This is a genomic window from Lysinibacillus sp. BSL11, from assembly GCF_052928325.1.
In genome coordinates this window covers 128,513-141,539 of record NZ_JAVGCX010000008.1, presented here as the reverse complement: position 1 = coordinate 141,539, position 13,027 = coordinate 128,513, and the positions used below count along the sequence as shown (strand labels likewise).

The following is a 13,027-nucleotide window of genomic DNA, read 5'->3' as shown; positions in this document are numbered from 1 at the left end:
AAGAAATAGAAAGGATGCCATTACTATGTTTCGTCTCTTTTTATTTTTAGTAAGTTATGGCTTAATGATCCTCTCTTTAGGGAATCTCATATTGTATTTAAATTACCGCACACTAGGTTATTCATGGAAGGTTGTTTTCAAATTTATTTTTCAAACAACAGAATTTTATATGGCGGTAGGAGCCTGTATCATCATCTGCGCAGTTGTGCTTGATTTGGGCTTTGATCGATCCTCAGACAAGCCGTAAGTTTAGCGACGTGCGCGACCAAGACCCATAGCATCTTCCATACGTTTTAATGTAGCACTAGCAATCGCATTCGCCTTTTCAGCACCTTCATCAAGAATGACATCTAACTCTGATGATTCTACAAGATGATAGAATTTTTCTTGAATAGGTGTTAAGTGTTCAATTACTGCTGTTGCTACACCCTGCTTGAATCCACCATAACCAATTCCCTCATATTTTTTGACTAAATCTTCAACGGCTACCCCTGAAATAGCTGATTCGATTGTCAATAAATTTGAAACACCTGGTTTATTTTCCACATCAAATGCAACGATGCCGTCAGAGTCAGTTACAGCTGATTTAATTTTTTTCTCAATGTCTTTCGCAGTATCTAATAAGCGGATTGTCGCTTTCGTATTTGGATCTGATTTACTCATTTTCTTTGTTGGCTCTTGTAAGGATTTAATGCGTGCGCCTGCTTTAGGTAATTGAATTTCTGGAATTGTTAAAACATCGCCAAAGCGTTTGTTAAAGCGTTCTGCAAGGTCACGAGTTAGCTCAATATGCTGCTTCTGATCATCGCCTACAGGGACTATATTTGTGTTATAAAGTAGAATGTCCGCGGCCATTAGCGGTGGATATGTTAAAAGAGCAGCAGATACGCTTTCCTTACCATGTGATTTATCTTTGAATTGTGTCATACGTTCTAGCTCACCGATAGACGCAACACATTGTAACATCCATCCTGCCTGAGCATGAGCTGGCACCTCTGATTGAATAAATAAGGTCGATTTTTTAGGGTCAATGCCAGTAGCAATATAGGTAGCAGCAAGCTTTCGAATACTTTCTCGTAATTCTTTAGGATCTTGTGCAACAGTGATTGCATGTTGATCAACGATACAATAAATGGCGTTCCCTTCATCCTGTAGTGCTGGGAACTGCTTGAATGCTCCTAAATAGTTCCCTAATGTTACGATACCTGTAGGCTGTACGCCAGAAAAAATAGTTGTCATTAAAAATTCCTCCTCGAATTCAATTTCTGTAACATTTGTCACAGCGTTGTCTTCACCTTTCAACTTGGTGATGAGGACAAAAAAACATCATGCGTCCTCATTAGATTTTTTCTAATGAAGGGACGAATGATGTTTGAATCCGCGGTACCACCCAGCTTGCCTAAAAAGGCCACTCAGCTTCGTAACGTGAAGGGACGAGCTTTGCTAATAGCTTCAAGTAGCGTTCACAAAGCTAACTCGGAAGTCCATTCCACATGCATCCACGATCTGTTTACAGCAACCACAGACTCTCTATACGTGAATTAGCATATGTACTACTCTTCGTCAGCGTTTTTCTCAATTTAAATTGTTCAAATTGATTTGATTGCAGAGAATTATATTATAAAGATTCCTTTGTGTAAAGTCAGACTTTTGACGGTGTTTTTTTCCTAGAAAAAATTATATGCTTTTTTTGTTATGTAATTTTGTTATAAATTTATAATTTTTTATTAAAAAATTGGCTAGATGTACACGGGAGATTGACAATTTTCTCGATTGTTTTTCTTAAATGAGAACAACCGAGATATCTGTTTAGATGTTTAAAATGCTTTAAAAATGGGAAAGGTAGTAGTAGCACATAAGTTTGAAGAAAATACACTATATTTGAAAGCTGTATAAATAGACAGAATATTTAGCGATAGGTTCAGATTTTTTTTATTGGAACTATATTCAAATACAGCGGAGTACTGTATAATGGTACTGTGTATTTTACATTACATTAATTCTAATTTAACACATTGGTTCTGGTTTATAGATAATGATTTTGAAATGAAAGGATGTGTCAGAATGATCGTAACCCTATTTACATCACCAAGTTGTACCTCTTGTCGTAAAGCGAAAGCGTGGTTAGAGGAGCACGAAATTCCATATACAGAACGTAATATATTTTCTGAACCACTTAGTATAAGTGAAATAAAAAAAATTTTACGTATGACAGAAGACGGAACTGATGAAATTATTTCCACTCGTTCTAAAATATTCCAAAAATTAAATGTTGACGTTGAAAGCTTACCATTACAACGTTTATATGAATTAATTCAGGAATATCCAGGCTTACTACGTAGACCAATCATTTTAGATGAAAAACGTCTACAGGTTGGCTACAATGAAGATGAAATTCGTCGTTTCTTACCTCGAAAAGTTCGAGCATATCAGTTACAAGAAGCACAACGAATGGTGAATTAAACCTTTCTATTCTGAATAATATATGTAATAGATGTTACAGATGTGGAATACATGTTGTGACATCTTTTTTTTATGTTTTACTTCTGTAAAACCTTCTATATGAAGTATAATAATTAATAGGGAAAAGTCATATATTTCCGTAAAAGTATGTTAAACTTGATTTAAGTTAAATAGTTTACTACAATTTCAATAATTCAAATATCTTCTGTGAAACGGTGTATATCCTTTTCATTTTATGACAGAACAGCATACAATAGAGTTAGAGACAACTGTGAACACAAAAATTCATGTTTACGGTTACTCGATGGTTTTACTGTAGTGTGGTCAAAGGTTGAAAAACAAATGCAGTATGAAGGTTAAAAACAAAGAATAAAAGCATACTAATGAAACAAACTGTTTTTCGACATATGACAGTGAAGGGAGATGAGGTCTAGTGGACATCGAACGTGTAAATGAAAATACACTCAAGCTCTTTATTACGTACAATGATATAGAGGATCGCGGCTATAGTCGTGAAGAAATTTGGTACAATCGAGCAAAGGGTGAACAACTTTTTTGGGATATGATTGATGAAGTAAACACGGAGGATTATTTTGATGTAGAGGGTCCGATTTGGATTCATATCAATGCATCTGAAGTAGGCTTAGAAATCATTGTCACACGTGCACATATTTTAAAAGACGGTGAAACATTAGATGGTCATTCGAATTTTGATGAACACAAAGATATGTTTGCACCATTCGATGAAGTTGGAGAGGATCTTCTTAGCCAACTAACTCAATTTGGTGACATGGATGAGTCAGAATTATTTATGGATACAGACATTTATGTTTATAAATTTAAAGATATTGATGAGTTAATCCCTGTCGCAAAACGAATGACAGACGAATTAGTGGATTCCTCATTATTCAAATATGAAAATTGGTACTATCTAGTTGTTGATTTTGGAAACGCAGATGAGGATTTAAATCGTCATGATAGAAATGCAGTTATCAAGGAATTTTTAACACCATCCAATTTTACAATTCATCGTCTAGAGGAGTACGGTGAAAAAATTATGGAATTCAATTGCTTTGAAACAGTTCGAAAATACTTTGCATAGGCAATGAAACACTAATTATTTTAGACTGTAGTGAAACTCGTAAATGAATCGAGTTTCGCTACAGTCCTTTTTTATGTTTTCAACATCGCAGAGTTTTAAATAAGAGCGCATTTTTAAAATTTCAAGAAAAAACTGCTTTATTTTTGTTTGTGAAAATCCATTCTATTATAGTTGACTAAAAAGGAGCTGATACTATGCTGATTGCCTATAACAATCAACAGCAATTATTTCTCCCCTATCAATATACGAGGAAAGCTTTACAGCAATATAGGCGGCACATGAAATTTTATTGTCCTCAATGTTTAGAACAAGTTCAATTGAAAATAGGTAACTATAATATTCCCCACTTTGCTCACTTCACAAAAAATCAATGTTCACAGCTATTCGCAGAAGGTGAATCTAAATTACATTTACAAGGTAAAGTGCAATTATATGAGTGGCTCCAAAAGCATGGACATCAGGTGGAACTAGAACCATATTTAAAGGAGCTTTCTCAGCGCCCAGATTTGCTTGTTACACGCGATAAGGAGCAGTTTGCAGTTGAATTTCAATGTAGTACAATCTCTCATGAAAAATGGCACCAACGAACAATGGGCTATGAAAGAAACGATATACAAGCAATTTGGCTTTTTCAAACTCCCCAAAGCAAAGACGCCGTCAATGGCATCAGAAAAATTAGAATCTCTCCACTGCTGCAAAAAGCGTTTATAACAACAACGGATTTACCATATTTACTGACGTACAACGCGGTGACAGCCCAATTTATTTATTGGACGAATCTTCTTCATGTTCACGGGCATACTTTCATAGGTAAAGTACAGAAAATTCCGATCGATCAACAACATTTTCCTTTTTATAGACCTCAACGTATTACTCAAGAAGAATTTCAACGCTATTGGCAGCTCTATAAACAGACTTGTAGGCAATTTGCGTTTAATCGTCTTTTACATAGCAAGAAGGGAGTACAAGATCCATTTTTACGTAATTGCTATGAATTAAATCTTTCTCTTACTGCTCTGCCACCATACATTGGAATTCCAGTGAAAGAAGGAGCAGCTATCCCTTTGTTTACGAGCGAATGGCAAATACTGCTGTTTTATTTTAGTAAACAATTAGGACGTCTTCCATTTGAATTAACAAAGGGGCAGATGGAAAACTTTTTATGCAAGTATCAGCTAGAAGTAACCGAACAAGCACTAAGAGCTATTCAAAATTATGGGTATCTTCTTAAGCGTATGCAACATGAGGATGGTTTACTAGATAATTGTGAGCAAGTCTATGTACATTTATTTGCAATTGCCACAATATACTGAGAAAATATGAGAGTAAAAGGAAAAAAGCACATATAAAGGGGGCTGGCATATATGGCTAGTAACAGTAATCAGGTTTTGGTTAGAAAAGAAGTACCAGAAGAATTAACATGGCGCTTAGAAGACATCTTTGCAACAGATGCAGCTTGGGAAGAGGAATTGAAGGAGGTTGCAGAGCTTGCTAAACAAGCACCTAGCTATGCAGGTACTTTAAATAATGGGGCAGAGGCATTATTAGCAGCTTTGCAGTATCATGATCATATATATGAACGTGCAATGAAGCTCTACACATATGCTCATATGCGCTATGATCAAGATACGACAAATAGCTTTTATCAAGATATGAACAGCCGTATTCAAACATTGGCAACGAGTATCTCAGCTGGCCTTTCCTATTTAACGCCAGAAATTCTGACATTAAGTGAAGAAACGATTGAACGCTACTTAACAGAAAATCAAGACCTACAACTATATAAACAATCTTTAAAAGAAATTACAATGGCACGTCCACATGTATTACCAGCCGAACAGGAGGCATTGCTAGCGCAAATGTCTGAGGTGACAGGTACAGCTTCGAATACATTCAGCATGTTAAACAATGCCGATATGGTATTCCCTCATGTGAAAAATGAAGAGGGAGAAGAGGTACAACTTACGCATGGTAATTATATAAAGTTTTTAGAGAGCAAGGATCGCTCTGTACGTGAAGGCGCATTTAAAGCGATGTACGAAACGTATGGCAAGTTTAAAAATACGTTCTCGGCTACGCTAACTGGTAATGTGAAGAAGCATAATGTAAGTGCTCGAATTCGTCATTATGATTCTGCACGCCACGCTGCCATGTCTAATAACTTCATTCCTGAAAATGTTTATGATCAGCTGGTGGAAACAATTCATAAGCACTTACCAGCTATGCAACGTTATATTTCGTTGCGTAAGAAATTATTGGGTGTAGATGAATTGCATATGTGGGACTTATTTGCGCCACTAGTTAAAGAGGTGGAAATGAAGGTCTCTTATGATGAAGCGAAAGATATTTTAGTAAAAGCTTTAGCTCCATTAGGGGAGGAATATCAAAGCATCGTTCAAAATGGACTGGATAACCGTTGGGTCGATGTTTTAGAAAATAAAGGGAAGCGTAGTGGAGCCTATTCTTCAGGCGCCTATGGTACAAATCCTTATATTTTAATGAATTGGCAGGACAATGTGAACAATCTATTTACATTAGCACATGAATTTGGCCATAGTGTTCATAGTTATTATTCACGCAACAACCAGCCATTTGTTTATGGAGACTATTCTATTTTTGTGGCAGAGGTCGCTTCTACTTGCAATGAAGAGTTATTAAATGACTATTTACTGAAAACAATTGATGATCCACAACAAAAAATATACTTATTAAACCATTGGCTAGATGGCTTCAGAAGTACTGTATTTAGACAAACAATGTTTGCGGAGTTCGAACATCTTATTCATCAAATGGATAAGAATGGTGAATCCTTGACAGCAGATCGTTTAACAGAAGTTTACTATGAATTAAACAAAAAGTACTTCGGTGATGATATGGTGGTAGATGAGGAAATCGGCTTAGAATGGGCTCGTATTCCACACTTCTACTATAATTACTATGTTTATCAGTATGCGACTGGTAAATCAGCCGCTACAGCATTAAGTAAACAAATATTAGAGGAGGGTGCACCAGCTGTAGAACGTTATATTAATAACTTCTTAAAAGCGGGATGCTCTGATTTCCCTATTGAGGTATTAAAGGCAGCAGGCGTTGATATGAACGTAGCTAAGCCAATTGAAGATGCTTGTAAAGTATTTGAAGAACGTTTAAATGAATTAGAAAAATTATTGTTAAATAACTAATTAATTGGGCTATAGGAATGTTCCTATAGCCCAATTCTTTTTATAAACACCATAAATTGAAAGGGAAGAATAATGTTTTTTTTTGATTTCTAAATAGTTTAAAAGTGTGCATCTTGGAAAAATACTGTTTGTAATCGCTTTCTATTTGACAAATTTGTGAATCTAGTATTGGTTTCATTGCTAAATATATTATTCCATGATAGAGTAATTCTTGTGAAATAAATCACAAAACAAACATACACCCCTTTGTTTGAACGTGAACATTTCTCCCATCCCCTTTGTGAAAAAGAAGCGTCTCTATCGGTCGAGGATAGAGGCGCTTCTTTGTATTTTGCGTTATCTTGAAAAAGGGACTCCATCATGATGATTGGAGTCCCTTTTATTATATTATTTAAGACGCCATAACGTAGCGTGAGTAGTCTGGATTCGTTCGATCTTTTGTTGCAGCATACGTTTCTTTAGTTCACGCTCTGCTGCTTGCTCTGTTAATGAATAGATAAAAGCTATTTCATTTGTAGAAAGAGTATGGAATTTAGAAAATAAGTCCTCTATTGATGGTAAAGGCTGACGGACAAGCTGTTCGCTCAGCATTTCTTGTAAAATATGTTCATAAACTTCATAGGAATAGCTACCACTAACTTTTAGTCCCTCATCTTCAATACATTCATTGAAAAATACGATACTTGGTACTTCTTCTACTTCCATTTCGCGTTTAATATATAAATCGCATTGGAAAGCACGTGCTGCCTCCTTTGAACCAAAGTCAACAGTAAACTCATTCATATCGAGTTGAACATCCTCAGCTATTTTTAAAAGCGTTGCATAGGAGTTTACATCTTGATGACTTAATAATACGTATTCTTGTAGTTTCGATAAATAACGTGCACCTGCACGTTTCCCCTGTAATTCAGCTGCTTTAATAGCGATAGAAGGTAAAACAGGATGATTTATATCAAGTTCGATTCCTGAAATACAGCCTTTGACACGTTTACTTAAGCAATTTAAAGAAGTAAGTTCTGTACTTAAAACAAAGCGCCATGTGAAGTAATGGTTGTATTCAAGCTGTAATTTACGAAGAGTTGCTTGCATACTGAAAGCTTCAGGGCAAAGTGGATCTACGAAAATATACAATTCAATTGGCTTGTTTGCAGTAGAAATCGTTGGCGTTGGCTCTTGCAACATTTGAATATTATTCACGTAACAATTCCCCCTCATCGTCATTTGGCGTATTAACCATGTGATGAGCTGTTAATACTAAACGTTGATAATAAGTTTCACGGAACTTCCCTTCCAAACCTACCTCATCCATTGCTTCTGACATACACTCTAGCCAAGCTTGAGCGCGGTCAGGTGTAATAGGAAAATTCATGTGACGTGCACGCATCATCGGATGACCATGCTCCTCAGTAAAAAGATTTGGTCCCCCTAAATACTGTGTTTGAAATTGAATTTGTTTACGGGCTGTTTCTGTTAAATCCTTTGGAAAGATTGGAATAAGATCAGGATGCTGAGCAACTCTTTTATAGAACGCATGAATGAGTTCTGACAGTTTTTCAGCTCCCAGCTCCTCATAAGGAACAGTGTATTTTCGACTCATAAGTTATATGCTCCTTTAATTCTTTATATCGTAAAGTACCATATTGTATACTTCATCCTCATCAAATTGTGAAATTCTTGTGACTACCTTCATTCTATCAACGTCTTTTCGTTAACACAAACAAAGAGCTCTTTCGAATTGCTGTTCGCTACAAAAGCACAAATTTCACCACTATGGGTGAAATTTGTTGGAAGTGACATAGATAACAAGAAAGATGCGATTACACTGTAAAGTAATTCATCACTTTTTTGACATAATTCTGTGTTTCTTTGAAAGGAGGGATCCCTCCATATTTTGTAACACGAGATGCGCCAGCATTATAAGCTGCTAATGCTAGTGTAGGGTCATTATTAAACTTATCGAGCATTTGACGCAAATATTTTGCACCAGCCATAATATTCTGCTCTGGATCAAAAGCGTTAGTCACACCCAAATATTGTGCTGTTTTGGGCATGAGTTGCATTAAACCTTGCGCCCCCGCATGGCTTACTACAGTTGGATTAAAATTAGATTCTTGTTTAATAACTGCTGCGATAAGCTTCGCGGGTATCTGATAAGTAGCGGCCGCTTTTTCAATAATGGCAGTATACTCATTTGATCCTGCTAGTGAATTGGCATATGCTGTAGAGCCTAATACATCGTCTGAAACATAGGAATCAAGTTTGTTAGTAGCATATGTGTTTGCTAAAGCTTGTTTGACTGATTCAGGTATAAACACAGCATTAGAGCCTTTGTAAAGTAATGATTCTAATGGACTTTGCTCCAAAGTAGCCAATTCATTGATGAAATTTGAATTATTTGCTGTTCCTGTAGCAAGCAAGCTTGATAATTTAGCATTACTTGCTGTCGAAGTTTCTCCTAATAATTCGTTAATCATGTCAGAAAAAATAGACTCATTGTCTGTGGGTGAACTTTCGCTAGATCCAAGTGTTTGCAGAGCTCGAATTTCTAGTAAAGATTTGAATGATTGAATATCCAAGGAGTCAGACACCTTCCTTTTTCTACTTTTATAAATTTTGTGCTTTTAGTGCCTTCATAAAACGAGCAATTTTTTTATCAGTTGGTTGCTTATCAATACCATATTGTTGTAAAAATTCGTCGAAAATTATATTTCCTTTTATTGCATCTTTTGCTTCATATTCTACCTCATAATCGTCGCACTGCAAATAGAAAGAATGATCAAAAACAAGAAGTCCCTCTTTGTAGGGAATTTCGACACGATCTGTAGTGAGAGTACCAAATACATGCAATTGTTCTAAAGGAATGTTATGAAGAGCTAATCTTTTACTTACCTCTTGAGCATAAAATCCCTTGCCATCTAACATTTGTTGCGCCTCTATTGCTGTTATTTCATCCGTCGTTTCAAGGTGAGCATGCTCAGTGTTTTTTTCTTTGAGCGTACATTCGTAATAATCACCAATTTGTCTAATACGAAGCCCACTTTGTAGTTTGCGAATAGCTTGATTAGGTGTGTCAAAATAATGATTTGCTTGACGATGAATAGCATTTTGGCTAATGTGGAACTCTTGTAATAATTCCTCGTATTGCTGTTTTGTTAATAGATTTTTAAATTCAATCTCAATTTCTTGTGTCATTTATAGTCACCTATTTATTTTTTATTTTTCATCCGTTGTTTCGCTCGAATTAATATTTACACACTGCAACTATTTACCCTGTGTGCTAAAATAAGAGGAAGAGTACAACGAAAAGGGGAACCGCATGTGCGTAAAATTTATACAATAGATACATCGAATTTTGAACAGGGTCAACTTCATTTTAGTTTAAACGACAATGAAGTAAATTTACAGTTAAAACCTGCTGGACAACTCATTGCAGATTCAGATGATTTTGCATTCATTTATTTACTTGATGCAGGTGAAGACTATCATTACTTGCGTTTTCCACCGAGTAGTTGGGAGAATCTTGTACATATTTTACAAAAAGGGAAAAATCCACTGCTACGAATAGGTGAAGAAGTGATCGAACTGACAAATTTCTACGAGGAATTAGAAATGCTCGTGTATAATATTGAAGGAAATTACAATTATGGGGCAGAATTTGTCCAAGCAGTGGAACAACACTTCAAGGCTATTCTCGCTGAATAGAAAGACAAAACGAACAGACGGTGGTGTTCGATACCGATTGTCGGGAGGTTTTTACAATGGGACAATGGGAAATTTTTTTAAGTCCTTATAAACAAGCAGTAGACGAATTAAAAGTAAAATTAAAGGGCATGCGTTCGCAATTTGGTATTGTTAATGCCAATTCGCCAATTGAATTTGTCACAGGACGTGTCAAGCCTTTAGCAAGTATATATGACAAAACGTTAGAAAAAGGACTAGCTTTTGAGCCTTCTAAACAACTTGGTGACGAACTTGGCGATATTGCTGGCCTTCGGATTATGTGTCAATTTGTTGATGATATTTCAACGGTAACTGAGCTAATTCGTCAGCGAAAAGATATGCGTGTAGTGGAAGAACGCGATTATATTACACATAATAAGCCTAGTGGTTATCGCTCCTACCATATGATAGTGGAGTATCCTGTTGAAACAATTCAAGGAAAAAAAGTAGTATTAGCGGAAATACAAATCCGAACACTAGCTATGAATTTCTGGGCTTCAATAGAGCATTCTTTAAATTATAAATATAAGGGGATGTTCCCAGAAGAAATTAAGAATCGCTTGCAAAGTGCTGCGGAGGCAGCATTTCGGTTGGATGAGGAAATGTCATCCATTCGTAGTGAAATTCAAGAGGCACAGGCCTACTTTAGCGAATATAAAGAAGCATCGAATCCTAATTTACTAACGGAGAAGGAGCGTGACGCACAATGAAATTTTCGATTCAATCACGTAGAGATGCACAATCCAACGAGCTGATGGAACTTGCTAAAACCTATTTACAGGATTTTGGCTTGACCTATGATGAAGAGACGCCAGAAATTGTTGTTTCGATTGGAGGAGATGGCACACTATTGCATGCCTTTCATCGATACTCTCATTTATTAGACCAGGTAGCCTTCGTTGGTATCCATACAGGGCATTTAGGATTTTATGCGGATTGGAAACCATCTGAATTAGAAAAATTAGTTTTGTCCATTGCTAAAAAGGATTTTAATGTTGTGGAATATCCACTGCTGGAAGTAAGGGTAGAGCATCATAATGCCGAATCCAATACGTATCTTGCTTTAAACGAAGCAACCGTCAAATCGCCAGATGTTACGCTTGTGATGGATGTTGAGTTAAATGGCAATCAATTTGAGCGATTCCGTGGCGATGGTCTTTGTGTATCCACTCCTTCGGGTAGTACGGCTTATAATAAAGCACTAGGTGGAGCCATCATACATCCTACACTAGCGGCACTCCAAGTCACTGAAATTGCCTCAATTAATAACCGCGTTTTCAGGACGGTAGGATCGCCATTAATCTTGCCAGCACACCATCATTGTGTATTGCGTCCTGTAAATGAACAAAATTTTAATATGACTGTTGATCACTTGCAAATTACTCAAGGTGATGTGAAAGCCATAGCGTTTAATGTAGCCAATGAAAGAGTACGTTTTGCCCGTTTCCGACCATTCCCATTTTGGGAGCGAGTGCATGAATCATTTGTTGCAAATGAATAACGTGGATACAAGATTTACATTACAATTTGAGGCGAAGAAAAATGGCCAATTATTACGAGAGGCACTTCAAGAGTGGCGTATTTCTAAGCGAGCTCTAACAGCTATTAAGTTTGATGGTGGCATGTTGACTGTGAATGATGTCGAACGTAATGTGAGACATATCCTGCAAGTTGGAGATTGTGTGAAAGTAACGTTTCCTCCCGAAGAAAAAAGTGAAGGGCTTGCTATTGAGCATGGGGATTTGACCATTGTATATGAAGACGATGCCATCTTAGTGCTCAACAAACCAGCTCATCAAAGTACGATACCCTCACGAGAGCATCCAACCAACAGCATTGCAAATTTAGTTTGTGGCTATTTTCAGAAACAAGGATTGGCCTCTACGGCTCATATTGTTACAAGGCTAGACCGAGATACATCAGGTTTACTGTGCATAGCTAAGCATGCTCATATTCATCATTTAACAGGGCTTGCTCAGCGTAAGAGAGAGATTTCAAGACAATATGAAGCCATTGTACATGGACATATCGAACAAAACTTTCAATCGATTATAGCTCCGATTGGTCGTAAAGAAGGTAGTATTATTGAAAGAGAAGTACGGGAAGATGGGCAATATGCACATACGGATGTAAAGGTTCTGAAGCGTTTTTCACTGGGTGCTGAACCAATGACACATGTACGACTTCAACTGCATACAGGTCGTACACATCAAATTCGCGTGCATATGTCGTATCTTGGACATCCAATTGTGGGGGATGACCTTTATGGTGGTAGTCGTCTTCAAATTGATCGACAAGCATTACATTGTGTATCTTTAAGTATGGAGCATCCTTTAACAAGTGTGCCATTACACTTTACAAGTATGCTAAATGAAGACATGCAAAGATTACTGAAGGAATCTTCTGCATAAATTTTTGATAAAAGGAGGTGTTCGCGCAAACGAGCATCTCCTTATCATTTTTTGATTTAGGTTAAGCTGCGTATTAGAGAAGTAGATTATTTTTACACCTTATTCATAACAAAGTGACAAAGGTAAGGTATAGTAAAATAGAATCGTCA

14 protein-coding genes and 1 other annotated feature are annotated in these 13,027 nt (G+C 36.6%); of the genes, 9 read left to right on the top strand and 5 right to left on the bottom strand.

The window, feature by feature from the left end:
- Positions 1-25: 25 nt before the first annotated feature.
- Positions 26-247 carry a hypothetical protein gene (locus RCJ95_RS11500; RefSeq protein WP_004227464.1) on the top strand — a complete coding sequence of 74 codons (222 nt, stop codon included), beginning with the start codon at positions 26-28 and terminating at the stop codon, positions 245-247.
- Between the two features lie 2 nt (positions 248-249).
- Here RCJ95_RS11500 and trpS read toward each other — a convergent pair whose 3' ends face one another.
- A complete protein-coding gene (gene trpS, locus RCJ95_RS11495) occupies positions 250-1,239 on the bottom strand; it encodes a tryptophan--tRNA ligase (protein WP_048392030.1) in 990 nt (329 codons plus the stop codon).
- Positions 1,240-1,354: 115 nt separating this feature from the next.
- Positions 1,355-1,576 (bottom strand) — a binding site (T-box leader).
- Positions 1,577-2,067: 491 nt separating this feature from the next.
- Between trpS and spxA the strand changes: the two genes are divergently transcribed.
- The 4 genes from spxA (at position 2,068) to pepF (ending at position 6,747) form a co-directional block, all read left to right on the top strand.
- Positions 2,068-2,463: a transcriptional regulator SpxA gene (gene spxA, locus RCJ95_RS11490; protein ID WP_025116803.1), complete on the top strand. Its 396-nt coding sequence runs from the start codon at positions 2,068-2,070 to the stop codon at positions 2,461-2,463.
- A gap of 433 nt (positions 2,464-2,896) precedes the next feature.
- Positions 2,897-3,565 carry an adaptor protein MecA gene (mecA, locus tag RCJ95_RS11485; RefSeq protein WP_004227456.1) on the top strand — a complete coding sequence of 223 codons (669 nt, stop codon included), beginning with the start codon at positions 2,897-2,899 and terminating at the stop codon, positions 3,563-3,565.
- Positions 3,566-3,759: 194 nt separating this feature from the next.
- The gene (locus tag RCJ95_RS11480) at positions 3,760-4,878 is read left to right on the top strand and encodes a competence protein CoiA (RefSeq protein ID WP_257521207.1); all 1,119 of its coding nucleotides are present in this window, start codon (positions 3,760-3,762) and stop codon (positions 4,876-4,878) included.
- Between the two features lie 51 nt (positions 4,879-4,929).
- Positions 4,930-6,747 (top strand): oligoendopeptidase F, encoded by a 1,818-nt coding sequence (gene pepF / locus RCJ95_RS11475; RefSeq protein WP_221679518.1) that lies wholly within the window; start codon positions 4,930-4,932, stop codon positions 6,745-6,747.
- Positions 6,748-7,134: 387 nt separating this feature from the next.
- Here pepF and RCJ95_RS11470 read toward each other — a convergent pair whose 3' ends face one another.
- The 4 genes from RCJ95_RS11470 to RCJ95_RS11455 all read right to left on the bottom strand — a co-directional run bounded on the left by RCJ95_RS11470 (position 7,135) and on the right by RCJ95_RS11455 (position 9,939).
- Positions 7,135-7,944 (bottom strand): DsbA family protein, encoded by an 810-nt coding sequence (locus tag RCJ95_RS11470; RefSeq protein WP_221679521.1) that lies wholly within the window; start codon positions 7,942-7,944, stop codon positions 7,135-7,137.
- Positions 7,937-8,344, bottom strand: a complete 408-nt coding sequence (locus RCJ95_RS11465; RefSeq protein ID WP_004227447.1) for a globin domain-containing protein — start codon at positions 8,342-8,344, stop codon at positions 7,937-7,939. Before RCJ95_RS11465 ends, RCJ95_RS11470 begins: the two co-directional genes overlap by 8 nt.
- Before the next feature lie 220 nt (positions 8,345-8,564).
- Entirely contained in the window at positions 8,565-9,323 is a 759-nt protein-coding gene (locus RCJ95_RS11460; protein ID WP_446722333.1) for a lytic transglycosylase domain-containing protein, read from the bottom strand.
- Between the two features lie 28 nt (positions 9,324-9,351).
- Complete coding sequence (locus tag RCJ95_RS11455) at positions 9,352-9,939, bottom strand: CYTH domain-containing protein (protein ID WP_221679525.1); 588 nt, start codon at positions 9,937-9,939, stop codon at positions 9,352-9,354.
- A gap of 126 nt (positions 9,940-10,065) precedes the next feature.
- Here RCJ95_RS11455 and RCJ95_RS11450 point away from each other — a divergent pair, with 126 nt between their 5' ends.
- Genes RCJ95_RS11450 through RCJ95_RS11435 form a run of 4 tightly spaced genes read left to right on the top strand, consistent with a single transcriptional unit; the run spans position 10,066 to position 12,878 of the window.
- Positions 10,066-10,449: a UPF0738 family protein gene (locus tag RCJ95_RS11450; RefSeq protein WP_446722332.1), complete on the top strand. Its 384-nt coding sequence runs from the start codon at positions 10,066-10,068 to the stop codon at positions 10,447-10,449.
- A 56-nt stretch (positions 10,450-10,505) separates the two neighbouring features.
- On the top strand, positions 10,506-11,177 hold the full coding sequence (locus tag RCJ95_RS11445) for a GTP pyrophosphokinase (protein WP_004227437.1): 672 nt from the start codon (positions 10,506-10,508) through the stop codon (positions 11,175-11,177).
- On the top strand, positions 11,174-11,968 hold the full coding sequence (locus RCJ95_RS11440) for an NAD kinase (RefSeq protein ID WP_004227435.1): 795 nt from the start codon (positions 11,174-11,176) through the stop codon (positions 11,966-11,968). The genes RCJ95_RS11445 and RCJ95_RS11440 overlap by 4 nt, the downstream gene beginning before the upstream one ends.
- On the top strand, positions 11,943-12,878 hold the full coding sequence (locus tag RCJ95_RS11435; protein WP_446722331.1) for an RluA family pseudouridine synthase: 936 nt from the start codon (positions 11,943-11,945) through the stop codon (positions 12,876-12,878). Before RCJ95_RS11440 ends, RCJ95_RS11435 begins: the two co-directional genes overlap by 26 nt.
- Positions 12,879-13,027 lie beyond the last annotated feature (149 nt).

Coding starts and splice junctions, on each gene's coding strand:
- RCJ95_RS11435 (WP_446722331.1), top strand. CDS start 11,943: ATGAATCATTTGTTGCAAATGAATAACGTGGATACAAGATTTACATTA.
- RCJ95_RS11455 (WP_221679525.1), bottom strand. CDS start 9,939: ATGACACAAGAAATTGAGATTGAATTTAAAAATCTATTAACAAAACAG.
- RCJ95_RS11480 (WP_257521207.1), top strand. CDS start 3,760: ATGCTGATTGCCTATAACAATCAACAGCAATTATTTCTCCCCTATCAA.
- pepF (WP_221679518.1), top strand. CDS start 4,930: ATGGCTAGTAACAGTAATCAGGTTTTGGTTAGAAAAGAAGTACCAGAA.
- trpS (WP_048392030.1), bottom strand. CDS start 1,239: ATGACAACTATTTTTTCTGGCGTACAGCCTACAGGTATCGTAACATTA.
- RCJ95_RS11500 (WP_004227464.1), top strand. CDS start 26: ATGTTTCGTCTCTTTTTATTTTTAGTAAGTTATGGCTTAATGATCCTC.
- RCJ95_RS11465 (WP_004227447.1), bottom strand. CDS start 8,344: ATGAGTCGAAAATACACTGTTCCTTATGAGGAGCTGGGAGCTGAAAAA.
- RCJ95_RS11445 (WP_004227437.1), top strand. CDS start 10,506: ATGGGACAATGGGAAATTTTTTTAAGTCCTTATAAACAAGCAGTAGAC.
- RCJ95_RS11440 (WP_004227435.1), top strand. CDS start 11,174: ATGAAATTTTCGATTCAATCACGTAGAGATGCACAATCCAACGAGCTG.